Genomic DNA, 21,443 nt, shown 5'->3' with positions numbered 1-21,443 from the left:
CATAGCAACCTAATGCGGCGCAAACACTCCTCATTTTGGGTTTTAGTATGTATAATAAACATACCAAAATCCGAAAGGGGAATTACAACATGACGGCCAAAACAGAGTTGACAAGGCAGCTTCTCGCAACTTTTGCGGCGGGAACGCCGACCGCAGAAGAACTCGACGCTATCTTAAAAGGCTACATTATTTTTAAGGAAAATGATGAGCAGCGTAGTGATTTGAAGCGGCGGATCAAGCACTATCTGGGTGCAAAGAAGATTGACGGTCTGTCCGCCAGGACACTTGCGAACTACCGCAGCCACCTTGAATTATTTGCATCTAAAGTGACCAAGAGCACGGCCAAAATCACCACGGACGACATCCGAGGTTACATTGCATTTTTGGACGAAGCGCGCAATCTCAAGGAAACGTCACTGCAGACGCATATCAACAGCCTGCGGGCGTTCTTCGGCTGGCTCACGATGGAAGAGAAAATTAAGAAGAACCCGATGAGCAAGATCAAGTCCATCAAGATCGACAAGGTAGGTGCCCGCCAGGCGCTGACCGTTGAAGAACTGGAACGCCTGCGCGATGCCTGCGTAACTTACCGAGAGAAGGCGCTGATCGAGTTTCTCGTATCCTCCGGCTGCCGTCTGAGCGAGGTTGCTCAGTTGTCGGCCTCTGATCTCGACCTGATGAGCCGGTCGGTACAGGTCACCGGCAAGGGTGACAAGGATCGTGTTGTCTTTTTCAGCATCCGCGCACGCCTGATGATTGAGGAGTATATGGTATCCCGCAAGGGCGGCACCGGCCTGTTTGTCAGCAGTAAATCGCCCTACGAGACGCTCAAGCCGCGTGCGATCCAGCGCATGGTTCGGGCAATCAGCCTGCGGGCCGGTCTGGATAAGCGGGTGCATCCGCACCTGCTGCGTCATACGTTTGCGACGCTGGCGCTTAACGGCGGCATGGATATTGCGGTCATTCAGCGGCTGCTTGGCCACGAGAATATCGCAACCACCCAAATTTACGCTGAAATGTCGGACGAAACAATCCGGCATCAGTATAACAAATATGTAGCGGTTTAACCGCGGAAAGGAGCACACATGAAAATCAACGGAATCAAGGCGCTGGACTATCAGTGCCAGGGCGACAGCCTGACGTTGACGCTGACCGAAACCACGTTTGATGCGGTGTCCAATCTGAACACCGCTCTGGTCGAGGTCCGCACCGATGACGGCGATCTGGTTGAGGCGCACGGCGGCTATGCTCTGCGTGCCATCACCTACGACAAGGACAAGCAGACGTATACTGTCGCTTGCACCACGGCCGCCGACGATACGACCGCGCAGGCGATCTCGCAGCTGACCACTATGGTCGAGGAGCTGAAAGTCAGCAACGAAGCACTTGCGTCCCAGGTGGACTACGTTGCCATGATGACCGACACGGATATGGAGGGTGAGTAATGAACTGGTTTGAGAAGATCAAGAAGTATTATGACGCCAGCCTCTGGACAGGGAAGATGGTCGGCAACGCGGTGGTGAAGAAGAAAATCACCGTCGAGCAGTACAAGAAAATCACCGGCGAGGACTACAAAAAGTAAATCCACCGGGATTTTGACACTTGCGATAGGGCAACAGCCCGGAAAGGAATGTAAATGGACGGTTCCATCTCTCGTGCCGAGCACGAAGAGTTTCGCCGACGGCTCGAGGAAGAAAATCGTCGGCAGGATAAGCGCATTGAGCTGCTGGAGGACAATATGCGCGAGCTCAACCAGCTGACCGCCTCGGTCAGCAAGTTGGCTTCCAGTATCGAGAGCATGGTGAAAGAGCAGGAGAAGCAGGGCAGGCGACTGGAGACGCTCGAGGACCGCGACGGCGCGATGTGGCGCAAGATCGTGGCCTACGGCGCGACGGCGCTCGTCGGCATTTTCATCGGCTATATCGCGCAGCAGCTTGGTTTGAACTGAGGAAGGAAGGCTTTTTATGAACTGGAAAATTCGTCTGAAGAACCCGGTATTCTGGGTGCAGGTGCTGACCGGCGCGCTGGCGACCGTGCTGGCGTACAGCGGTCTGACCGCTGCGGATATGACCACCTGGGCAGGGCTGTGGAACGTTATTACCGGCGCGTTCAGCAATCCGTACTGCCTGTTTCTGGTGGCAAGCAATATCTGGAGTGCGCTGAATGACCCGACCACTTCCGGCATTTCTGATAGCGCACGGGCAAAGGGCTACACTGCGCCCTCAGCGGAGTAAAATGGACTTGAAAGTTTCTTTCAAGTAGATGAAAGGAGAATACAGCATGAGTATTCGCTGCGATATTTACGACCGCAAGCTGTATGACATCTGGTTCGCAGCAGCGCCGTATGCGGCGGAATCCAAACCCGCCAAGACGCTCCGGCAGTGGGCGGCAAACGAGGGCGCGGACATCGTTTACAACCTCGCACTGTTCAACATGACCGGCAGCGGCAGCGACCGCTACGGCGTTATCAAGGGCCGAACCTTGCAGTACCTCAAGGCCAAGGGCAAAGAGTGCGGCTATGGCGGTACAGCTGAGCGGCTGAGCCTCGGCTCAGAGAATGTTGTTTCTGGCTGGAAGCTGGCGATCAAGGACGGCAAGGTGAACGGATCTCTCGGCAAGTCTGACCGGCGCAGCCGTAATATGTGCGGCCTGCTGACAGACGGCCGGTATATCCATGTGCAGACTTCGGCCAGTCACACCGAGCTGGAAGTTGCGCAGTACGTCCGCGATCACTACGACGTCAAGCTGCTGCTCGTACAGGACGCAGGCGGCAGCACCGGCATGTATCGCGTGTCGGACGGCTACCTGTTCGCACCGGAAAAAGAGGGTACGAACGGCAGACCGGTGTGCAGCGTAGTCTGCATTAAGCGTAAAAATAAGACAGCTGTTCCGAAGGAGGAGAACAAGATGAGCAAGAAGGTATTTATCGGTGTCGGCCATGGCGGCAGCGACAGTGGTGCGGTCGGCGATATCATCGAAAAGGAAGCAAACCTCGCGATGGCGTTGGCGTGCCGTGATTATCTGACCGCGCACGGCGTTGAGGTGCGCATGAGCCGCACCAAGGACGAGGAGGACCCCATCAATGAGGAAGTGCGCGAGTGCAATGCGTACAACCCGGATCTTGCTATCGACGTGCACAACAACTCCGGCGGCGGTGACGGCTTTGAGGTATATCACACTCTGAACGGCGGCACTGGCAAGGTCCTCGCGCAGAATATTGAGAAGCAGGTTATCAAGATCGGCCAGAACAGCCGCGGCTGCAAGACCAGACAGGGCCAGCGTGGCGATTACTACGCTTTCGTGCGCGACACCAAGTGCCCAGCGGTCATCTGCGAGGGTGTATTCGTTGACACCAAGGCTGATGCAGCACAGGCGGGCACCAAGGAAAAGCAGCAGGAGTTCGGCATCGCATACGCCAAGGGTATCCTCGATACGCTGGGCATTAAGTATGACACTTCGACCGACAAGCCTGCTGAGCCGACCAAGCCGCAGGACCCGGAAGTACAGGCTGCAATCGAAAAAATCCAGACCAAGGCCGGCCTGGAGGAAAAGACCATCGAGTATCTGCTCGCATACAAATACGGCGAACAGCTCGTGAAGAAGCTGGCGGAAGCAGTTAAGTAAATAGTAAGGCCCTCGGTGTTCAAATTGGACACCGAGGGCCTGTTTTTTTATTCTGGAAGTTTAGGATACTTTAGATGTTTATGACTATGTTTTTGGAGTAAACGCTGGACATGATTATATTCTCTGACGGAAACAATCGGCCTATGTTGGCCTTTATAGAGCGCACCATGAAATGCATTAAATCCGGCATAGATTGGTCGTGTCAAGATTTTACGAATGCTTTCAGCGGTTTGCGGGCGTCCACGTTTTCCGGTATATCCGCGCAACCTGCAAAGTTCAGCAACAGCAGAAAGACTATGATGCTCGATATATTTTGTGAAAATATATCGAACGCGCTCTGCTTCATTTGGGTTGATCTTAAAATTGTCTTTCCCCTCTAAGTCGTAGCCTAATACCTCATTGCAAGTACGTTTGCCTTGTGAGGCGCGCTCAGCAGCAGCGGCGCGAACACGTTCAGCGGTTTGTTCCACTTCCATCTGAGCAAAAATCGCCAACATTCCCATCATAGCACGCCCCATAATTGTGGTTGTGTCAAACGCTTCTGTAAAGCTGATGATACCGCAATTATGTTTGTTTAAGATGTTCCACATATTGTACAGATCGGCAACGCTGCGGGTAAAACGGCTTAATGCCCAAACGATGATAATATCAACCTTGCTGGCTGCAACGTCTTCTAAAAGCCGTTGCATATCGGGCCGGTGCTTAATATCTTTACCGCTGATACCCTCATCAGCATAATAGCCGATAATCTCGTAGCCATGTTCTTTAGCCCAGCGAGTCAACGCTTTGCGCTGTGCTGATAGGGAGTAGCCCTCACGGGCCTGATCCAACGTACTGACACGGATATAAATAGCAACACGCTTAGTCATTGCTCATCACATCGTTCAGCACGCGAATGAGATCAGTACGCGGAATGACGTGAAATTCGCCGTTAAGATACTGGGCGTAAACGCGCTCGGTGTTGTTGCCTCGATAGTCTTTCTGGCCGTACATGTATACGGCGTTCTCGATCGGTTCGAACAGGAAGAGGTCGCCTTCTTCACCGGCATCGCCGGTATACCCGCCGACCTTCTGCGAAAAATCGGGCTTTGCAGTGCGCGGATCTACCAAGGCAATCCACGGGATGCTATAACGACGATGATTATACGATGAATAAGTTTTAACAGTTTTCATAATGCTGCCCCTTTCAATTTATCTGCCAATGTGGTAAGATAGGGGCGGATAGGTGGCAGATCCTATGCCGCCCTGTCTGTTTCTAATAGGCTCCTTGTGGTTTCCTACGCCGGGGAGCCTATTTTCTTACTTTGCATCAGGTACGGATGCGATGTACTTGATGCACTCTGTTGCATCTTCTGCACTGTGCCCGTGGGCAATCAGCCAGTCGATCAACCGTGCGGCTTCCTTGGCCGTCATGCTGTGTTCCATTATCCTTCCTCCTGCCATAAGACTCGCAAGGTTTTCGCTGTGGTGTTCTCCCTTGCTGTGATTATATTATATAATATAGCGCGCTATATATCAATCGGCATAGTAGATAAAAATATAGTGCGCTATATGTGCAAAATATATATAGCGCACTATAATGGTGGAGTGGTATACTAAATTAGAATAAATGCAGGAGGTGTTACGATGGCAACGAGTAATGCACAGAAAAAAGCAACTATAAAATATATGGCGGAGAATCTGGAAGAGGTTCGTTTTCGTGTCCCGAAAGGGAAAAAAGCTGTTGTGCAACAGGCCGCCCAGAATAAAGGGATGAGCGTTGCGGCATATCTGATAGACCTGATTGAACAGGATTGCGGGGAAAAGCTGAAATAATGTGATGTAGGAAACGTGTAGGAAAACGAGGAATACAAACCTCGAAAAATGACGATATATCTAACAAAATCGGCATTTTCTATAACCGCTTGACGTGCGGAAGGTCAGCGGTTCGAACCCGTTAATGTCCACCACCAAGCCACTCATTGTGAGTGGCTTTTTCTTTTGTCTGAACAAAAAGCAGCTGAGACCCCACATCTCAGCTGCTTCTATTTTCGTCCCACATTTTGCTTTTACTCTCTGTGCTGCCGCTATCCTTCGGCAGCTGCCTTTTATTGCTCGGTCTCGCGGATATATTTGAAAACCGAGTGCTCCAGATAAAATTGCACGTCACCTTCTGTCAGCTCATACGGCTTGTGGCCGTCAATGCACAGCCAGTATCGTCCGTCCGCACTTTGCTTGAGATAGGCATTCTCGTCGTTAAAATAGACGGTCGAGCTGCTGTCAGGCTCGGCCGGCGGCTCGAATGCCGGCTGCGGCAGCACCGCATACGACAGTGCCAGCAGGACGGCAAAGCTGCCGATGAGTACGGCGCTTGCGGTTCGGCCGTTCGGCTGCTCTGCGCAGGCGAGCACGGCGGTGAACCGCTCCCGCATGGCCTTGTCCGCCTCGGCGCGAAACAGGGCCGTGGACGGCTGCGGCACCGGCTGCTGTGTGCAGCCTTGCTTCATCGCGGAGAGGATGGCGCGCAGATAGGCTGTGCGTTCCTGCGCATTCAGCGTCTGTGCAATCGCACGGTCACACTTAAGCTCGAGCGTCTGTTCCAAATCCTTCTGCAGCAGGTATACGACCGGATTCCACCAGAAAATGATGCAGTACAGCGTTACGAGCAGCTTGACAGCCGTATCATGGTTGAGAAAATGCGTGTACTCATGCAGCAGAATGTAATGCAGCTCGGCATCGGTGTACGTCTTGTCCGGCAGAATGATATATCGGCGCAGCACACCTACGCCAAAGGCGGATTCGATATTCGCGGCTGTACATCCGCGAACTTTGATGGTGCGGCCGGTCTGCCGCCGGATCTCGCTCAGCAGGGAAGCCGTGCGGCTGTCCCATGGCTTGGCTTGCCGCGCAGCGCGGATGGCTTTGCGATACTGCAGCGCGTAACGAATCAGCAGAAAAACTGTGCCGAACAGCCAGATTGCACACAAAAGCAGTCCGACCGGCAGGTGTGTGACCGGCTCAGGCTTGCGCGTCAGAAAGCTGTAGATGCGCGGATACACGACGCTGTCGCTCACAATCACTGTGTGCGGAAACTCGAGCGGCAGCAGCAGGCGCGCGGCGCAGAACAGGTAAAGCAGCACCATAGTCAGCACGCCGAAATGCGGCCGGAAGCGTGTGTGCCGTACAAGATAGATCACAATGATCAACAAACTGCTCCACAAAAGTGCAGATATAAAGGAAAACAGGGTTATTTGCATATTATTTATCTTCTTTGTTCTGCAGCGCAGCTTCGTACTGATCGACCATTTTTTCCAGCTCGGCAATCAGCTTTTCTTCCTGCTCGGATTCGTTTGATTTGGCAGGTTTTTTGAACAGCGCTACGGCGATTCGGGCAAACAGTGCCTGGTTCACGCCTTGCTCCTCGAGCATGTTCGCCAGAAATTCGTCCTTGGTGTAGCAGGGGACGAACTGCCGCGACTGATAGCGTCCGTTTTGCAGCAGACCGCTGACCTGCACCATGCCTTTTTTGACAAGCTGACCGAGCAGTTTGTCGATATAATTGGTGTTCCAGCTGGCTTCCGTAACTTTTTCGGCAAGCTGCAGCGTTGTGAGCGGACGGTTTTCCCGCCATAAGGTGTCCATCAGAATTTCCTCGGAGTTGGACAGCTTGAAGCGCTTCATTGGCCTCACCTCTGTTTTGATAATCACCTGTAAGGTGTTTGTTATAAGATAAGAATAACCACCTTTAAGGTGGTTGTCAATATCTTGATGGAAATTTGTAGGAATATCTAAAACGGGACATGATAAATTGTGAGAAGTGACAACGTATTTTCGGACGACAGGGGGAGAGGCACACCTTTCGGTGTGCCTGAGGCTGTCGAAAAACTATCGTTTTTCGGGCAGCCTCTCGATCGAAACCACGCTTTCGATCGAATGCTGAAGAAAACCCGCGTCCTCCGGACACATTTTTTCTTCCCTTGTATAAAAACCGAGGTACACGCCCCCGGTTTTTATGAATTTGCTGCGCAAATTCTATTTTATACGTGCTGTCGCACGAAGCACAAAATAGAAATCTGACTTTTTCGACAAGCTGAGGCACACCTTTCGGTGTGCCTCATTTCATTTTCCGCAGATATTCTTTTTGCAGGCGCTGACGGGGTACCACGCACATCCGCGACAAATATCCTCCAGCATGGCTGGGGTCATTTGTGTGTCGATTGCACGGATCAGGTCCTGATAAACATACACGCCCTCGTGCAAATTAAAGTATTCGACCGTCTTTCGGTCAAAGCGAGAGACCTTTTCCTGTGCTTCGCACAGGTCGTCAGCGGTGTGATGCGGGCAGTACGCACACAGAGAATCCGAGCCAAAGACAAGCCGGATTCGGGTTCCCGGTACATTTCGCAGAGAATGCACAATCGCACTCATATTTTGCACAAATTCTGTGCTATAGCCCCTGCCGGAGTAGCCTTGTGTGCAAAGCAGATGATGCGGGCGCAGCCGGATCATGCCTTTAGCCCCGGGATGCGCTTGCGAACGAGAAAGCCGATCACGGTTGCAAGAACAGCCTTGATGACAGCGGTCGGGATGAACGGCAGCACGCATGCGGTCACGCCTGCGGCGATCGAGCTGTTCATGAGTACGCAGAACATCACCGTGCCGACAACATAGTTGGCAATCGTGCCGACGATCAGCGCGATGACATACGCGCCGCGGAATGCATGACGGTGATCGGCGCCCCAGCCGATGATAAACGCCATCAGCGGGAAGGAGATCAGAAAACCGCCGGTAGGACCGATAAACTTGTCAAAACCGCCGGAAAAGTTCGCGAGCACCGGTACGCCGACGGCACCGAGCAGAAGATAAATTACGCATGAAACTGTGCTCAGCTTGGCGCCGAGTACGACAGCCGCCAGTGTGATTGCGAACGTCTGCATGGTCATCGGTACGCCGCCGGGCATCGGAATGGAAATCTGCGCCATGATCGCGATGACCGCCGCGAACAGACCGGAATAGCAGATGTCGCGCACGGAAAACGCGCTGCGCTGTGCGGGCTTGCTGGAAATGTCACTCATTGGGAGTTCCTCCTCGTTGTTTTGCTTATTGCATTAAACCACAGATTTACTGCAATGTCAACTGATTTCAGAAAAATGGTTGACGGTATGCGCGAAAAAGAAACAGCCGTTCCGTGCATTTGCACAGAACGGCTGTTTGCTCAGCTCGCGGATTGCTCCCAGCGGGCGAAAATGCGGTGGAGGATCAGGCAGAACAGCAGCGCGAACACCACGCCGAACATATTCTGCGCGACACGCAGACCGACCGCGCTTTTGAGTCCGTACGCGCTGGTTGCAATAGCGAGCGCACCGAACGTGTTGAACACAGCCTGCCAGCCGTATTTCGCGGAAAAACCGACACCGATGCCGCCAATCACGCCGATATAGGCGTAAATCGAGGACGGAAGCAGAAAATACAACACTAAAAAGCAGCAAACACCTGCGATATTTCCGATGATACGCCAGCGAACGCGGTAGCGCATATCGTCCATCGCGGGAAGGATTGCGCTCATGGCGGCAATGCCCGCCCACATCGCACGCGGCATGCCGCTCAGCTCTGCAAGGAAAAGCACGAGCGGAACGCAGATGATCTGGCAAAGCTGCCATTTGGAGCGCGGATGGCGCAGATCGAAAGCAGGAAGGATGTCTCCTGCACAGAGCTCATAGGCATTGCCGCGATGGTTGCCGTAGAATACCGCGCAGACCAGAAGCGCACCGACAGCAAGTCCAAACAGGCGCATTTGATAGGCGTGCCCGCTCACATCGTAACCATACAGCAGCAGATAGCCGAGCACGAGTGTGGACTGATTGAACATTCTCGGCTCGTGGCAGCCGAACAGAATGAGCAGGGCAATCGCAGCAGCATTGATGAACAATCCGCCGACCGGGCCGGCCAGATTGGCTGCATGCGGTCCGACGGCCATAATGCCGAAAAATCCGGCGAGCAGCAGTGTGGACTGCCCTGTGCGAATGCACAGATGTGCGCTGCGGAATACGAGCAGATACAGCAGCACGACTACGCCGACAATGCTGTTGTCCGCGCCGAAGCCCAGACTGTAAAGTGAAACGAAAACAAAGCAGAATGCGACGGTTATCGCAATTTTGGTCAAGTATACGGCAATATGGTACAGCTTTTCGCGCTGTGACGCACTCTCACGGATGATTTTCTTTGAGCCTGCCTGATTGACCTGTAATTCCTGATAAAATGTCATGAAATTCCTTTCCAATCGGTGAAAATGAGTAACTATATAACTGTATCACCATCGAGAAAGAATTTCAACTGTTTTTTTCAAAATCGAACAACAGGCCGGATATACTTCCAGAAACGCACACAATCGTGCATAAAATAGAACACACGACCGGGTGCGGTATCCAGACAGCAGTCGGCGGCCGCTCGGCTCGTTCACGAACGCCATCTGCTGCTCGGCTTCGGGGACGAGCTGCCGCAGAAGCGCGCTGACCGTTTCTAAATCCGCTCCGGGGATGCGAGCTTGCTTTTGCATAAAATCCCAGTAACCGATGCTCTCGTAGTTGCGAATGTGTGCGAAACCTGCGACTGCGAACAGTCAAGCAGCCGGGCTAAATGCGCGAGTGTCAGCGTTTCGCCCTCGCGCGCACGGATACAGCGGTCAATCTCAGCGATCAGCCGCAGAACATTGTCGTGCCAGTTTTGCATGAAAATCCCTCCTTGTCCCTGCATTATACAGGAAAATGAGCTGTGCCGCTTGATCTGACCTGCAAAAAAGAAAAACCGACGTAAAAACGCCGGTTTTCGATCTTATCCGTTCTTCTTGATGGCATTGATGAGCTGCTCGGCCTGCGGAGCGCCGTGCTTCTTGGCCTGCTCGGCCCAGTAGAGCGCCTCGCGCGCGTTATGCGGTGTGCCTTCGCCGCGTGCGTACAGGATGGCGGTGTTCATCATGCACGCTGCGTTGCCGCCCTGAGCAGCCTTGAGAAAATACTGGAAGGCGAAGGTCGCATCCTGCGGAACGCCGGTACCGGTGCTGTACAGCCATGCCAGACGACCCATTGCCAGTACGTTGCCGCGGTTTGCGGCAATCTGGTACCAGCGGACAGCCTCGTCCATGTCCTTCTCCAAGCCGCGGTCGCCCGTCTCGATCAGGCTGGCGATCAGTGCCGCAGCCTCCGGATGACCGTATTCAGCGGCCTTGCGGTACCAGGTGAGCGCGGTCTGCTGGTTCTTTTCCGCGCCGAAGCCCTTGTCGTGGTAGCACGCCAGATTGAACATAGCAACCGGATCGTTTTGCTCAGCCGCCTTTTTTGTCCATTCAAAGGCATTTTCAGCATTCTTTTCCACGCCCTGGCCGCGCTCATACAGCGAGCCGAGCGCACGCTGCGCCGGTGCGCAGCCGTCCTCCGCAAGAGCCAGCCACTGACCGGCCGCTTCAGCAAAATTGCCTGCCTTATATGCGTCCAGAGCCTGATTGAACGCCTGTTCCATGCTCTGCTGATTTTCCTTGTTCGCTTCCATTGTTTACTCCTCCAGACAGTACCGCCTCCGAAATATGCGGTATGCAGATATCTTATTTTATCACACCGCACGTCGAAAGTCTACGAAAAAGCGAAAGAAATAGCATGGCACAACCGTATCTTGACAAAAATGTGAAATGTGTGCGAATGGACTTGCGCTTTGCGCTGAAAAAACGTAAACTGGAAATAGGATTTCTTAAACCAAGGTATGATTGTAAAACAACGGCCTCTATCAGATAAAAGGAGAATGTCAAATGGGACTTATCAAAGCAGCAGCAGGCGCGGGCGGCGGTGTGCTGGCTGACCAGTGGAAGGAATATTTTTACTGTGATGCGATAAACGCGGACGTGCTCGCGGTCAAGGGCCGCAAAAAGGTCACCAAGCGGTCGAGCAACACCAAGGGTGACGAGGATATCATCACAAGCGGCTCGGTCATCGCGGTGGCGGACGGACAGGCGATGATGATCGTCGATCAGGGCAAGGTCGTGGAAGCCGCGTTCGAGCCGGGCGAGTTCGTCTACGATTCGTCCGCCGAGCCGACTATTTTCGCCGGTTCGTTCGGTGACAGCGTGTGCAAAATGTTCGCTAACATGGCCAAGCGCTTCACGTTCGGCGGAGAAGCGCCGCGCACGCAGCGCGTCTACTATTTCAACACCAAGGAGCTGACCGGCAACAAGTACGGAACCGCGTCTCCGGTGCCGTTCCGCGTGCTCGATGAGCGGGCGGGCATCGACATGGACATTGGCCTGCGGTGCTTCGGCGAGTACAGCTACAGGATTGTCAATCCCATGCTGTTCTATACCAACGTGTGCGGCAACATGGCAGAGGAATACCGTCGGGAAAATCTGGACAGCCAGCTCAAAAGCGAGCTGCTGACCGCGCTGCAGCCCGCCTTTGCACGCATTGGTGCAAACGGTGTGCGCTACTCGGCGCTGCCCGCGCATACGATGGAAATTGCGGACGCGCTCAACGAACAGCTTTCGTCCAAGTGGCGTGAGCTGCGCGGCATCGAGATCGTGTCGTTCGGCGTCAACTCGGTCAAGGCAGACGAGGAGGACGAAAAGACCATCAAGGAAATGCAGCGCGAGGCCGCCTACCGCGACCCGACCCGTGCGGCAGGCTCGCTCGTGCACGCACAGGCCGAGGCAATGAAGTCTGCGGCAGCGAACGCGAACGCCGGTCCGGCGATGGCGTTCATGGGCATGAATATGGCCGGTCAGGCAGGCGGCGCCAGCGTGCAGAATCTGTACGCAATGGGTCAGCAGCAGACCCGGCAGGCGCAGACGGCAGGCGAGTGGACGTGCTCGTGCGGACAGACTGGAAACACCGGAAAATTCTGCATGGGCTGCGGCAGACCCAGACCTGAGCAGAGCAGCTGGAAATGTGTTTGCGGTACGGTCAATACCGGAAAATTTTGCTCCGAGTGCGGAAAGCCCCGACCGGAGAATACGACCTGGACGTGTTCGTGTGGCGCAGTGAATCAGGGAAAGTTTTGCTCGGAGTGCGGCAAGGCGAAACCTAATATGTAAAAATGATAGACGATTTAATGCATATCGTAGGGTGAGGGCAACCCGCCCTACGGATTCACTTCAAAAATAAAAAGTGATGGTGAAGAAATGTCAGACAAAGCAACAAACTACCAATGCCCGTCCTGCACGGGACCGCTGCACTACGACGGCGCCGCGGGACGGCTGCAATGCGACTACTGCGGCTCGTCATTTGACCCGGCAGAGATCGAAAAGCTGTACGCCGAAAAGGAACAGCAGGCCGCGTCTCAGCCGGAGACGGGGAGCGACACCGGCGAATGGCAGTCCTCCGCAGATGAGGACTGGGGCACAGACGCGGACAAGATGCGCGTATACAGCTGTCCGTCCTGCGGTGCGCAGCTGATCTGCGAGGAGACCACGGCGGCGACCTCGTGCCCGTACTGCGGCAACTCGACCGTCATTCCCGAGCAGTTCAGCGGCATTCTCAAGCCGGACTACATACTGCCGTTCAAGCTGAGCAAGGAGGATGCGGTTTCCGCGCTCAAGCAGCATTACAAGGGAAAGCTGCTGCTGCCCAAGCTGTTCCGCGATAATAACCATATCGAGGAGCTGCGCGGCATTTATGTGCCGTTCTGGCTGTTCGACGGTGAAGCCGAAGGCAGCGCGAATTACATGGCAACGACCACGCGCGTGTTCCGTCACGGAGACACGGAAATCACCGAGACCAGCTTTTACGAGGTGCAGCGCGCGGGCACGCTGCCGTTCAGCCGTGTTCCGGTGGATGCATCGCGCAAGATGCCGGATGATTATATGGATTCCATCGAGCCGTTTGATTATGCTGGCCTGAAGCCGTTCTCGACCGCCTATCTGCCCGGATTTTTCGCGGATAAGTTCGATGTTTCCATCGAGGAGAGCAGCAGCCGTGCGGACAAGCGCTGTCGGCAGTCGCTGTCGGATGCGCTGCAGGGAACCGCGCGAAACGGCCGTCCGTATACCTCGGTCACGCCGACCGGCGAGGATATTCACCTCAAACGCACCGGTGTACATTACGCGCTGCTGCCGGTCTGGATGCTGAATACCCGCTGGAACGGCAAGAATTACATGTTTGCGATGAACGGTCAGACCGGACGCATGGTCGGTGACCTGCCGGTGGACAGAAAGCGGTTCTGGGGTCTGTTTGCCGCCGTTGCCGCGCCCATGACTGCGGTGCTGACGGCGCTGCTGTATTTTCTGTAAGGAGGCGGCGTAGATGAAAAACAAGAGAAAACTGCGTCTGGCTGCGCTCTTAGCCGTGCTTTTGCTGCTGTTTCCGGCCTTTGCGGTTGAGGACGATATGACGGATGAGAGCGACATCTCGACCACCCAGACGGAGGAAACTGACCAGACCGCACCGCTCGGCGGCGCGGATTCGATTGACCCGTCGGCAGACAAGCCGCGCGTGTTCGACTATGAAGAGGTGCTGACGCAGGTCCAGATTGACACGCTCGAGGAAAAGACCAGGGCGATCGCGGAGAAATACGGCATCGGTGTCGGCATCATCACGATTGACGACTACACGCCGTACGGCGATGACGCTTATGATGCGGCAGAGCAGCTCTACAACGAGCTTGACCTGGGTGCGAGCGAGGACGGCGACGGCGTGGCGCTGCTCATCAGTCTGGATGACCGCGATTTTGCGATCTATGCGCACGGCGCGAAAGCCGAGGAGATTTTCAGCGATGCGGTCCTGCAGGATTTGGAGCCGTATTTCCTGGATAATTTCGGAAACGACGACTGGTACGGCGGCTTATCGGACTTCGTTTCCGGCTGTGAGTGGTATCTGCAGCATGTAGCCGAAGGCGGCGAAGCCGGTGTGCCGGTGCATAATGAGGTTGAGATTTCGGACAGTACGCAGGAAGACACAGCGGACGATTCGTTTACGCTCGGCGGTGCATTCGGCCTGTCGCTGCTCATTTCGTGCGTGGCGGCGCTGATCGTGTGCATGGTGTTCCGTTCGCAGATGAAATCCGTGCGTACGCAGACGACGGCAAATCAGTATGTGGGAAACGGCGGTCTCAAGCTGACGCTCAGCCGCGATATTTACCGTTATACCTCGCAGAAGCGGCGGCAGATTCCACGGAATGACAATAATAACAACCCGACCGGCGGCGGTCACGGCGGAGCCGGATTTTCCGGCAGCGTCAGCCATACCAGCAGTTCGGGACATGGGAGAAGCGGTAAATTCTGAATGGAGAATGGAAAATGAACATAGCTGCATTTTCCGTAAACAAAAAGCAAAAGACAGCCGACAGGCTGTCTTTTTTATGCAAAAAACGGAGATAATTCCGCAATTTTCGCAATCGTTTTGGATTCCTCCGGGAAGTCCTTCTGCAGCCTTGCGGCACACCGTCTGCAGAAATCCTCATACAACTCGGGATTCTCCCGCATTTGCTGCTTGAAGCCCCAGATATGGGTAAAACAGCCGTTCTGCGCACCGCCGAACAGCGCAGGCAGGTCACTGAGGGCAGCCGCGCGTGCGTGTTTTTTCTCGGCGCACATGGCAAGCAGCCGCTGCTCGGCGAACACCATGTAAGTGAGTGCGTCGTCGGCATACGGTGAGCAGCGCATGAATCGGATGGCGGTGTCCGCGTAGTACCGTCGGAATTCGTCATTGCCGAAATAGGCGAGCGCGGTATTGAACGGCTGTACCGTCCAGTCAAATGCGTCAAGCGGGAAGCCTTCGGTTTTGGCGAATGCCGTTTGATCCGGATAGATGGACGGCGTAATGTCCTCGCGGTGGATGGCTGCGGTGTCCGGTCCGTCGAGCAGATTGCTGATGGATTTCCAGCAGATGAAATCTGTATCAAGCATCACACACGGCGATGGCACAGCGGAGAGCGCGTACAGCTTGCCGGCCGCCCAGAAGGCTGTGGCGTTTATGTCCTCGGGCATAGTGTCCAACAGGGGATACACGCCGTCATCCCACAAAAAACAAAACCCGAGCGATTCATAATAACGCTTGGCAGGTGTGTCGCAGATCATACGGATCGAACCGTTCTCTCTGCGCCACTCGAGCGCGGAAAGCGCGGTCGTGAGCAGTTCAAACGGCTCGATTCGGTATTCCATATGGGGATTGCTGATGAAAAATGGTCTTGTCCAGTTGGAGTGGAACGCCTGCATCAGATCAGCTCCAATCCGTAGCCGCCGACCGGGCACGAGCCGGAACCGAACCGGAACGAACCTGATCCGGAACCGGAATAACTGGTGCGGTAAGAGGTGGTGTACGAGGTCACATACGAGCCGGAGCCTGAGCCGCACGGCACGCAGACGGTCTGTATAACGGTAGTTTCACCGGATGCGGAGACAACGGTTTCCTCACCAGCTGTCGAGGGGACAGCGCCGCCCATGATGGGCACCGGCGGGCGCTCGTCATCGGCAGGATACCAGCCTTCCGGGTAGGGGTCCACCGCGAAAACAGATGCTGGTGCGGCAGACTGTGTCGGCTCGCTTGCTTCGGGTGCGGTCTCGGGAGCAGGTGCTTCTTCGGTTTTCGGTTGGCAATGCCGCGCATAGCTCGCTTCGTCGAACACAACGCCGTCGATCTCGCGGTATTTTTCCGGATTCATTGCCACAATACCGTTCGGCTTGGACATAACACCACACACCTCTCATTCACTAATTATAATTATATATGAAGGGAGCGCAATCCGCAACCGCAAACAAGCAAAATTTTGGCTTTACAATCCGCAGACGGTTTTCGTATAATAGTAGTGAGAAAACAGATACGGTGTTCCGGTCGGGTTATTATGCTGTACCATGTAAAATATTGTAGGGGCGCGCATTGCGCGTCCGTTTTATCCGGTTGGCACAATATCAATTCTGCGGATTGGATTAAACAACTACCGTGAGGCACCCGCCCTACGGTAAAAGTTAGATAAATGTCATTTGTATATAGAATGGGAGAAATTATGGATTTTTTATCGTTAGAGCAGTCGGTCTGGCGCCGATTGCAGCAGGAAACGCGCCCGATCGCGCTGTACGGCATGGGCGACGGCGCGGACAAAATACTTGCGCAGTTCGAGCGGCTGGGCATTCGTGCGTCTGCGGTGTTCGCGAGTGACGAATTTGCCCGCGGCAATCTGTTCCACGGGTTCTGCGTGCGCAAGCTGTCGGACACGGTAGCCGAGCTTGGCGAGGACATTGTAATCGTCATCGCGTTCGCCAGCCAGAGACCTGAGGTGCTGCAGCTGATGTATGCGCTCGAGGACAAATACGATGTGGTGGCGCCGGACGTGCCGGTGGTCGAGGGACCGCTGTTCGATGAGGACTTCGTGCGCATGCACCGGGACGAAATGCAGCGCGCGTATGATCTTCTGTCGGATGATTTGTCGCGCGAGGTTTTCCTCGACACCGTGCGCTTTAAGCTGTCCGGCAAAATGGAATACCTGCGTCACAGCGAATCCGACAAGGATGAGGTGTTTCATAATCTCCTGCGCCCGACCGCAGAGGAGCACTTCTCCGACCTCGGCGCATACAACGGTGACACCATCCGCGAGCTGCTGCACTACACGGACGGCAAATTTGCGTCCGTTACCGCTCTCGAACCCGATCGCCGCAGCTTCCGCAAGCTGAATGAGTGGGCGAGTGCCAATATCACGGGCGATGTTACGCTCGTGCAGGCGGGCGCGTGGAACGAAGACACGGTCAAATGCTTCACCGATCAGGCAGGCCGCCAGTCCCGCGTAGCGGGGCAGGGCAAAGAGACGCAGATGCGTGCGCTCGACAGCGTGCTGTCCGGCCGCCCGTGCACCTATCTCAAAATGGACGTGGAGGGCGCAGAGCGCGAAGCCATCGCCGGTGCCGAGAAAACCATTCGGCAGTACGCACCCAAGCTGAACATTGCTGCCTATCACCGCAGTGAGGATTTCTTTCAGCTGCCGCTGCTCATCCATGCGCTGCAGCCGAGCTACCGGCTGTATCTGCGTCACCATCCTTATGTTCCGGCGTGGGATACGAATTTGTACGCAATATAAAAAACAGTGGAAATCCCGGTCGGGCCGTTGTATAATAAAGATAGATTACGGCAGGGTGTGACCTGCCGGAGAATTTATACATGAAGGAGATCATAACAATGGGCTGTTTTTACTGTGATGAGCACCATGAGGGCCGCGAAGCAATCATGTTTAAGGTTGGCGACATGAAGGCAGGTACCCTGTACCTGTTCAAGGATCAGGCACACAAGGGCCGCTGCGCACTGGCGCTCAAGAGCCATAAGAAGGAGCTGTGCGAGTGCGACGAGCAGGAGCGCAACGATTACTGTGCAGATCTGGCTGCTGCTTCCGGCGCTATTAAGAAGCTGTGGGGCTGCACCAAGATCAACCTCGGTTCGTTCGGCGACAGCAATCCGCACCTGCATTTCCACATCGTACCGAAGTACGAGGGCGGCTTTGAGTTCGGCGGCAGCTTTGCCATCACCAATCCGGAGCCGGTTATCCTGAAGGACGAGGAGTACAAGGAAATGATCGAGGCTCTCCAGAAGGAGCTTGGCCTTTAATCCTTTGGCTGCATAAGTTACAAACAGCATCGAACTTTACGGTTCGGTGCTGTTTTTTATACCTAGAGTTTAAGATTTGTTGTTTCAGGTATCGCGCGGCAGCGCGCATGAAATAGCATTTGCTCTGCAAATGCTCGAAAAGGGGGAGCATGTATCACCCTTTTTGAACTTCTGGAGGGAGAAAGTTTCTGTATAGGAACTTTCGGACGACTTTGGAACGGCCCACGGTCCGTTCCTGCTTGTCGGCGAAACTGTAGTTTCGCGACAGCCGACGGTTCGGTGCTGTTTTTTGTCTTATATGATACTTGCGCACTGCGGGAACGTGCGGTATAATGTACAGTGATTTCGTATTGTATAAACAAAGGAGCAATGCTATGAAACGCTATCTTGCAGCGGCGATGCTGCTGCTTGCGCTGTCCGGCTGCGGCTCAAGCGGCAGCAGTACACAGCTTTACACTACCACCGAGGACTTTTTTGCGATGGACACCTACATGTCGGTCGATGTGTCAAGCGAAAAGAGCGAAAGCGCGGCAGAGGACATGGCTGTCAAGATCGAGCAGCGCGTCAATCAGCTGGACGCGGCGCTCTCGCGCACGCAGCAGGCGGGCGATCTCTACAAGCTGAACCACGCGAACGGTCAGCCGACCGAGGTGAGCGATGACACATACACCGCGCTTGAGAAAGCGCTCGAGTACGCCGAGATGACAAACGGTGCGTTTGACCCGACGATGGCGCCGCTGACCGACCTCTGGGGCATCGGCACGGACAACGCGCGTGTGCCCGTGCAGAGCGAGATTGATGAAGCGCTGACGCATGTCGGCTATCAGAACGTCAAGCTGCTCGGCAACAATCAGGTGCAGCTGCTGAACGGCGCACAGGTCGATCTGGGCGGTATCGGCAAGGGCTACGCAGGCGACATCGTGCACGAAATGGTGGAGAGCGACACCTCGAATCAGTGGCACGTTCTGGCGCGGCTGAGCGGCAATGTCGAGATGTACGGCGGCAAAACCGCAGACAGCGGCACGGACAACTGGAATATCGGCATTGCCGATCCGGACGACAACACGGACTCGATTGCGGTGGTGTCACTGCGTGACGGCTCGGTTGTTACCTCGGGCGATTATGAGCGCTTTTTTGAGCAGGACGGCAAACGCTACCACCACATTTTTGACCCCGCAACAGGGTATCCGGCGGACAGCGGCCTGCGCGGCGTGACCGTCATTGATCCCTGCTCGACCAAGGCGGATGCGCTGACAACGGCGCTGTTCGTCATGGGTCTGGATAAGGGCATGAAATTCTGCGAGGAGAACGAGATTGCGGCCGTGTTCATCACCTCGGACAAGCAGGTGTACACCACATCCAAGACAGGGGACTGCACGTTTGAGTTCCTCGGCGAGAAAAAGGGCTACACCTATGCGGAATAAGCTGAAATTCGGTGATTTTATCATCATCGGCGTGGTTCTGGTGATGGCAGGCGCACTGGCGGCAGCGCTGACGTTTCACAGCTCCGGCGACAAGCTGTACGCCGAGGTCTGGCAGAACGATACGCTCATCGAGCGGGTACAGCTGACCGACGCGACCGACCGCACGATCAAGCTGGACGGCAACACCATTGTGCTCTCGAGCAAAACAGCGAAAATGGCGGACGCGGACTGTCGGGATCAGGTGTGCGTGCGAACCGGTATACTCACCCATGCCGGACAGGTGTCGGTCTGTCTGCCGCACCGCGTGGTGCTCAAGCTGGTCGGCGTGAATGACAGCGGCATCGACGCTGTGGTATCGTAAGGGGTGCAGCACATGAAAAATGCAAAACGATTGACACTCTGCGGCATGCTGGCGGCGGTGGCTGTCGTGCTCTCGCTCGTCGAGCGCATGTTCCCGCTGGATGCCATCGTGCCCGTGCCCGGCGTCAAATTAGGGCTGGCGAATGTGGTGACGCTGTTTGCGCTCACGCGGCTGAGCGTGAGAGACGCATTCGCCATCGTGGTAACGCGTGTTGCCATTTCCTCGCTGCTGATGGGCAGCGTGTCGGCGTTCCTGTTCTCGCTGTTCGGCGGCCTGCTGTCGCTCATCGTGATGGGGATCCTGCTCAAAGCCGAAGGCAGATTCTGCTCGCTGTTCGGCGTGAGCGTGGGCGGCGCCGCGGCGCATAATATCGGGCAGATGGCAGCGGCTGTGATCTGGCTGAAAAACTGGGCTGTGATCGCATATTTGCCGTTCCTGCTCGTGATGAGCGTGCCGCTCGGACTGGTGACGGGACTGACCTGCTCGGTCGTGTTACATCACCTCAAAAAAATTGATTTCGGTGCATAAATTTGAAAAAGCAGCCTCATACTAACGAAAACAGATTAGGAGGGACTGCTATGAAAAAGCTGATCGCCCTGCTGGCGGCGCTGACGATGCTGTTCGTCTGCGGCTGCGGCAACAACAGCAAGGATAACGGCAAAGACAACGGCAATGGCACCAACAACGCGGCGGATAACAACACTGTTGATGAGCGGCACGACACCAACACGAATACCGTCGGTGATGATGTTCGCGACAGCGTGGACGATGCAGGCAACGCCGTCGGAGACGCGATGGATGAGGCAGGCAACGCCATCCGCGACGGCGCAGACGCCGTGACCGGAGATAACAATAACGCGGCGAAGCGGCCGAATACGGCGAACGGTACGAATGCTCCGGCGGAGAATCCGTAAAAACAGAAACGGCATGGCGCAAGCTGTGCCGTTTTCTTTGTTTTTCTGCACCGACTCACTGGGGCACACGAGTTGCGTCAGCAATACGCCCTGTCCGGGCGGCAGTTTTTTCAGCACCGGCTGAGCGGGGTGCGCGAACTGCGTCAGCGTGTTCGTCCCTAACGGGCGGGGGGGGGTTCGCTGAACCTCAGCGGAGAGTTGCGCTCTGCGGAGCGCGGGAGACTGCGGCGCCCGCCGCAGGGGGCAAAAAGGAAGGGACACCTGCGGTTTCCCTTCCTCTTTGAACTCCTACCTTTCCCTTATTTCTTAGTCTGGCGCAGATTGCCGACATGTGACCGCTGCGAAATAGGGGAACGGCAGTCGGGTTACCGTTGCGTTTGTTTCGCAAAATATTCGCAGTTCACAGACAGCGTACTGCTACACAGACCAGAAAACCTCCGCTGGGCGCGGCATAGCAGTGCCGCGCAACTCTTTAACACGTTATACCGCACGGCACCTGCGAATTAAGCGTTTGGTACAATTTATCTTCGCAGGCCCTGTCTATTATAACGTGCTGACGACTTGCGCGACACTGTTA

General features: G+C 55.0%; 28 protein-coding genes. 16 read left to right on the top strand and 12 right to left on the bottom strand.

Translation table 11 applies throughout. The features are described 5' to 3' along the window. Positions 1-89: 89 nt before the first annotated feature. The 6 genes from xerA to DW088_RS16465 are packed head-to-tail and all read left to right on the top strand — an operon-like array spanning position 90 to position 3,624. Positions 90-1,067 carry a site-specific tyrosine recombinase/integron integrase gene (gene xerA / locus DW088_RS14365; protein ID WP_158574715.1) on the top strand — a complete coding sequence of 326 codons (978 nt, stop codon included), beginning with the start codon at positions 90-92 and terminating at the stop codon, positions 1,065-1,067. A gap of 18 nt (positions 1,068-1,085) precedes the next feature. Then, on the top strand, positions 1,086-1,445 hold the full coding sequence (locus DW088_RS14360; protein ID WP_118361577.1) for a hypothetical protein: 360 nt from the start codon (positions 1,086-1,088) through the stop codon (positions 1,443-1,445). After that, positions 1,445-1,582 (top strand): XkdX family protein, encoded by a 138-nt coding sequence (locus DW088_RS14355; protein WP_118361575.1) that lies wholly within the window; start codon positions 1,445-1,447, stop codon positions 1,580-1,582. The genes DW088_RS14360 and DW088_RS14355 overlap by 1 nt, the downstream gene beginning before the upstream one ends. A 54-nt stretch (positions 1,583-1,636) precedes the next feature. After that, positions 1,637-1,948 carry a hypothetical protein gene (locus DW088_RS14350; protein WP_118361574.1) on the top strand — a complete coding sequence of 104 codons (312 nt, stop codon included), beginning with the start codon at positions 1,637-1,639 and terminating at the stop codon, positions 1,946-1,948. Between the two features lie 16 nt (positions 1,949-1,964). Next, on the top strand, positions 1,965-2,234 hold the full coding sequence (locus tag DW088_RS14345) for a phage holin (RefSeq protein ID WP_118361572.1): 270 nt from the start codon (positions 1,965-1,967) through the stop codon (positions 2,232-2,234). A gap of 46 nt (positions 2,235-2,280) precedes the next feature. Continuing rightward, on the top strand, positions 2,281-3,624 hold the full coding sequence (locus tag DW088_RS16465; RefSeq protein WP_243029974.1) for an N-acetylmuramoyl-L-alanine amidase: 1,344 nt from the start codon (positions 2,281-2,283) through the stop codon (positions 3,622-3,624). Positions 3,625-3,671: 47 nt separating this feature from the next. Here DW088_RS16465 and DW088_RS14335 read toward each other — a convergent pair whose 3' ends face one another. The 3 genes from DW088_RS14335 to DW088_RS16605 all read right to left on the bottom strand — a co-directional run bounded on the left by DW088_RS14335 (position 3,672) and on the right by DW088_RS16605 (position 5,049). Further along, positions 3,672-4,493, bottom strand: a complete 822-nt coding sequence (locus DW088_RS14335) for a recombinase family protein (RefSeq protein ID WP_118361570.1) — start codon at positions 4,491-4,493, stop codon at positions 3,672-3,674. Then, positions 4,486-4,797, bottom strand: coding sequence for a hypothetical protein (locus DW088_RS14330; RefSeq protein WP_118361568.1), 312 nt, complete (start codon positions 4,795-4,797; stop codon positions 4,486-4,488). The genes DW088_RS14335 and DW088_RS14330 overlap by 8 nt, the downstream gene beginning before the upstream one ends. 126 nt (positions 4,798-4,923) lie before the next feature. After that, positions 4,924-5,049 carry a hypothetical protein gene (locus DW088_RS16605; RefSeq protein WP_279217342.1) on the bottom strand — a complete coding sequence of 42 codons (126 nt, stop codon included), beginning with the start codon at positions 5,047-5,049 and terminating at the stop codon, positions 4,924-4,926. A 201-nt stretch (positions 5,050-5,250) separates the two neighbouring features. On the opposite strand from DW088_RS16605, the gene DW088_RS14325 reads away from it, so the two are divergent. Continuing rightward, positions 5,251-5,439 carry a hypothetical protein gene (locus DW088_RS14325; RefSeq protein WP_118361566.1) on the top strand — a complete coding sequence of 63 codons (189 nt, stop codon included), beginning with the start codon at positions 5,251-5,253 and terminating at the stop codon, positions 5,437-5,439. A 272-nt stretch (positions 5,440-5,711) separates the two neighbouring features. Here the strand turns inward: DW088_RS14325 and DW088_RS14320 are convergent, their stop codons facing one another. The 7 genes from DW088_RS14320 to DW088_RS14290 form a co-directional block, all read right to left on the bottom strand. Continuing rightward, on the bottom strand, positions 5,712-6,800 hold the full coding sequence (locus tag DW088_RS14320) for a M56 family metallopeptidase (RefSeq protein ID WP_158574714.1): 1,089 nt from the start codon (positions 6,798-6,800) through the stop codon (positions 5,712-5,714). 61 nt (positions 6,801-6,861) lie between these two features. Continuing rightward, on the bottom strand, positions 6,862-7,284 hold the full coding sequence (locus tag DW088_RS14315; protein ID WP_118361562.1) for a BlaI/MecI/CopY family transcriptional regulator: 423 nt from the start codon (positions 7,282-7,284) through the stop codon (positions 6,862-6,864). Positions 7,285-7,722: 438 nt separating this feature from the next. Beyond that, complete coding sequence (locus tag DW088_RS14310) at positions 7,723-8,112, bottom strand: DUF1284 domain-containing protein (protein WP_118361560.1); 390 nt, start codon at positions 8,110-8,112, stop codon at positions 7,723-7,725. Then, a complete protein-coding gene (locus DW088_RS14305; RefSeq protein WP_117487942.1) occupies positions 8,109-8,678 on the bottom strand; it encodes a biotin transporter BioY in 570 nt (189 codons plus the stop codon). The genes DW088_RS14310 and DW088_RS14305 overlap by 4 nt, the downstream gene beginning before the upstream one ends. A 140-nt stretch (positions 8,679-8,818) precedes the next feature. After that, positions 8,819-9,868: an FUSC family protein gene (locus DW088_RS14300; protein WP_118361558.1), complete on the bottom strand. Its 1,050-nt coding sequence runs from the start codon at positions 9,866-9,868 to the stop codon at positions 8,819-8,821. 254 nt (positions 9,869-10,122) lie between these two features. Beyond that, positions 10,123-10,332, bottom strand: coding sequence for a hypothetical protein (locus DW088_RS14295; protein WP_118361556.1), 210 nt, complete (start codon positions 10,330-10,332; stop codon positions 10,123-10,125). 102 nt (positions 10,333-10,434) lie between these two features. Then, positions 10,435-11,148, bottom strand: coding sequence for a tetratricopeptide repeat protein (locus DW088_RS14290; RefSeq protein WP_118361554.1), 714 nt, complete (start codon positions 11,146-11,148; stop codon positions 10,435-10,437). A 253-nt stretch (positions 11,149-11,401) separates the two neighbouring features. Between DW088_RS14290 and DW088_RS14285 the strand changes: the two genes are divergently transcribed. The 3 genes from DW088_RS14285 (at position 11,402) to DW088_RS14275 (ending at position 14,861) form a co-directional block, all read left to right on the top strand. Beyond that, positions 11,402-12,676, top strand: a complete 1,275-nt coding sequence (locus tag DW088_RS14285) for an SPFH domain-containing protein (RefSeq protein ID WP_118361552.1) — start codon at positions 11,402-11,404, stop codon at positions 12,674-12,676. Between the two features lie 87 nt (positions 12,677-12,763). Next, entirely contained in the window at positions 12,764-13,870 is a 1,107-nt protein-coding gene (locus DW088_RS14280; RefSeq protein WP_118361550.1) for a hypothetical protein, read from the top strand. 13 nt (positions 13,871-13,883) lie between these two features. Next, positions 13,884-14,861, top strand: coding sequence for a TPM domain-containing protein (locus tag DW088_RS14275; protein ID WP_118361548.1), 978 nt, complete (start codon positions 13,884-13,886; stop codon positions 14,859-14,861). Positions 14,862-14,935: 74 nt separating this feature from the next. Here DW088_RS14275 and DW088_RS14270 read toward each other — a convergent pair whose 3' ends face one another. Next, entirely contained in the window at positions 14,936-15,793 is an 858-nt protein-coding gene (locus tag DW088_RS14270; protein WP_118361546.1) for a hypothetical protein, read from the bottom strand. Next, complete coding sequence (locus DW088_RS14265) at positions 15,793-16,266, bottom strand: hypothetical protein (protein ID WP_118361545.1); 474 nt, start codon at positions 16,264-16,266, stop codon at positions 15,793-15,795. The genes DW088_RS14270 and DW088_RS14265 overlap by 1 nt, the downstream gene beginning before the upstream one ends. Before the next feature lie 315 nt (positions 16,267-16,581). Between DW088_RS14265 and DW088_RS14260 the strand changes: the two genes are divergently transcribed. The 6 genes from DW088_RS14260 (at position 16,582) to DW088_RS14235 (ending at position 20,866) form a co-directional block, all read left to right on the top strand. Then, complete coding sequence (locus DW088_RS14260; RefSeq protein ID WP_118361543.1) at positions 16,582-17,646, top strand: FkbM family methyltransferase; 1,065 nt, start codon at positions 16,582-16,584, stop codon at positions 17,644-17,646. A gap of 80 nt (positions 17,647-17,726) precedes the next feature. Continuing rightward, positions 17,727-18,167, top strand: a complete 441-nt coding sequence (locus DW088_RS14255) for an HIT family protein (protein ID WP_227108968.1) — start codon at positions 17,727-17,729, stop codon at positions 18,165-18,167. A gap of 374 nt (positions 18,168-18,541) precedes the next feature. Further along, a complete protein-coding gene (locus DW088_RS14250; protein WP_158574713.1) occupies positions 18,542-19,591 on the top strand; it encodes an FAD:protein FMN transferase in 1,050 nt (349 codons plus the stop codon). Next, complete coding sequence (locus tag DW088_RS14245) at positions 19,581-19,952, top strand: NusG domain II-containing protein (protein WP_118361539.1); 372 nt, start codon at positions 19,581-19,583, stop codon at positions 19,950-19,952. Before DW088_RS14250 ends, DW088_RS14245 begins: the two co-directional genes overlap by 11 nt. Before the next feature lie 12 nt (positions 19,953-19,964). Continuing rightward, positions 19,965-20,480 carry a Gx transporter family protein gene (locus tag DW088_RS14240; protein WP_118361537.1) on the top strand — a complete coding sequence of 172 codons (516 nt, stop codon included), beginning with the start codon at positions 19,965-19,967 and terminating at the stop codon, positions 20,478-20,480. Positions 20,481-20,530: 50 nt separating this feature from the next. After that, positions 20,531-20,866 (top strand): hypothetical protein, encoded by a 336-nt coding sequence (locus DW088_RS14235; RefSeq protein ID WP_118361535.1) that lies wholly within the window; start codon positions 20,531-20,533, stop codon positions 20,864-20,866. The last annotated feature ends 577 nt before the right edge of the window (positions 20,867-21,443 follow it).

This window comes from Butyricicoccus sp. AM05-1, assembly GCF_003474415.1.
In the GTDB taxonomy this organism is placed as follows: domain Bacteria; phylum Bacillota; class Clostridia; order Oscillospirales; family Butyricicoccaceae; genus Agathobaculum; species Agathobaculum butyriciproducens.
The sequence above is the reverse complement of the archived record's forward strand: the minus strand, read 5'-3'. Positions and strand labels throughout refer to the sequence as shown.

What these genes read in the sequence shown, in the direction of transcription:
- DW088_RS14295 (WP_118361556.1), bottom strand. Translation starts at nt 10,332, where the DNA reads ATGCAAAACTGGCACGACAATGTTCTGCGGCTGATCGCTGAGATTGAC.
- DW088_RS14280 (WP_118361550.1), top strand. Translation starts at nt 12,764, where the DNA reads ATGTCAGACAAAGCAACAAACTACCAATGCCCGTCCTGCACGGGACCG.
- DW088_RS16465 (WP_243029974.1), top strand. Translation starts at nt 2,281, where the DNA reads ATGAGTATTCGCTGCGATATTTACGACCGCAAGCTGTATGACATCTGG.
- DW088_RS14310 (WP_118361560.1), bottom strand. Translation starts at nt 8,112, where the DNA reads ATGATCCGGCTGCGCCCGCATCATCTGCTTTGCACACAAGGCTACTCC.
- DW088_RS14270 (WP_118361546.1), bottom strand. Translation starts at nt 15,793, where the DNA reads ATGCAGGCGTTCCACTCCAACTGGACAAGACCATTTTTCATCAGCAAT.
- DW088_RS14235 (WP_118361535.1), top strand. Translation starts at nt 20,531, where the DNA reads ATGAAAAAGCTGATCGCCCTGCTGGCGGCGCTGACGATGCTGTTCGTC.
- DW088_RS14240 (WP_118361537.1), top strand. Translation starts at nt 19,965, where the DNA reads ATGAAAAATGCAAAACGATTGACACTCTGCGGCATGCTGGCGGCGGTG.
- DW088_RS14250 (WP_158574713.1), top strand. Translation starts at nt 18,542, where the DNA reads ATGAAACGCTATCTTGCAGCGGCGATGCTGCTGCTTGCGCTGTCCGGC.
- DW088_RS14300 (WP_118361558.1), bottom strand. Translation starts at nt 9,868, where the DNA reads ATGACATTTTATCAGGAATTACAGGTCAATCAGGCAGGCTCAAAGAAA.
- DW088_RS14265 (WP_118361545.1), bottom strand. Translation starts at nt 16,266, where the DNA reads ATGTCCAAGCCGAACGGTATTGTGGCAATGAATCCGGAAAAATACCGC.
- DW088_RS14345 (WP_118361572.1), top strand. Translation starts at nt 1,965, where the DNA reads ATGAACTGGAAAATTCGTCTGAAGAACCCGGTATTCTGGGTGCAGGTG.
- DW088_RS14335 (WP_118361570.1), bottom strand. Translation starts at nt 4,493, where the DNA reads ATGACTAAGCGTGTTGCTATTTATATCCGTGTCAGTACGTTGGATCAG.
- xerA (WP_158574715.1), top strand. Translation starts at nt 90, where the DNA reads ATGACGGCCAAAACAGAGTTGACAAGGCAGCTTCTCGCAACTTTTGCG.
- DW088_RS14360 (WP_118361577.1), top strand. Translation starts at nt 1,086, where the DNA reads ATGAAAATCAACGGAATCAAGGCGCTGGACTATCAGTGCCAGGGCGAC.
- DW088_RS14350 (WP_118361574.1), top strand. Translation starts at nt 1,637, where the DNA reads ATGGACGGTTCCATCTCTCGTGCCGAGCACGAAGAGTTTCGCCGACGG.
- DW088_RS14255 (WP_227108968.1), top strand. Translation starts at nt 17,727, where the DNA reads ATGAAGGAGATCATAACAATGGGCTGTTTTTACTGTGATGAGCACCAT.
- DW088_RS16605 (WP_279217342.1), bottom strand. Translation starts at nt 5,049, where the DNA reads ATGGAACACAGCATGACGGCCAAGGAAGCCGCACGGTTGATCGACTGG.
- DW088_RS14290 (WP_118361554.1), bottom strand. Translation starts at nt 11,148, where the DNA reads ATGGAAGCGAACAAGGAAAATCAGCAGAGCATGGAACAGGCGTTCAAT.
- DW088_RS14315 (WP_118361562.1), bottom strand. Translation starts at nt 7,284, where the DNA reads ATGAAGCGCTTCAAGCTGTCCAACTCCGAGGAAATTCTGATGGACACC.
- DW088_RS14325 (WP_118361566.1), top strand. Translation starts at nt 5,251, where the DNA reads ATGGCAACGAGTAATGCACAGAAAAAAGCAACTATAAAATATATGGCG.
- DW088_RS14245 (WP_118361539.1), top strand. Translation starts at nt 19,581, where the DNA reads ATGCGGAATAAGCTGAAATTCGGTGATTTTATCATCATCGGCGTGGTT.
- DW088_RS14285 (WP_118361552.1), top strand. Translation starts at nt 11,402, where the DNA reads ATGGGACTTATCAAAGCAGCAGCAGGCGCGGGCGGCGGTGTGCTGGCT.
- DW088_RS14305 (WP_117487942.1), bottom strand. Translation starts at nt 8,678, where the DNA reads ATGAGTGACATTTCCAGCAAGCCCGCACAGCGCAGCGCGTTTTCCGTG.
- DW088_RS14260 (WP_118361543.1), top strand. Translation starts at nt 16,582, where the DNA reads ATGGATTTTTTATCGTTAGAGCAGTCGGTCTGGCGCCGATTGCAGCAG.
- DW088_RS14355 (WP_118361575.1), top strand. Translation starts at nt 1,445, where the DNA reads ATGAACTGGTTTGAGAAGATCAAGAAGTATTATGACGCCAGCCTCTGG.
- DW088_RS14330 (WP_118361568.1), bottom strand. Translation starts at nt 4,797, where the DNA reads ATGAAAACTGTTAAAACTTATTCATCGTATAATCATCGTCGTTATAGC.
- DW088_RS14275 (WP_118361548.1), top strand. Translation starts at nt 13,884, where the DNA reads ATGAAAAACAAGAGAAAACTGCGTCTGGCTGCGCTCTTAGCCGTGCTT.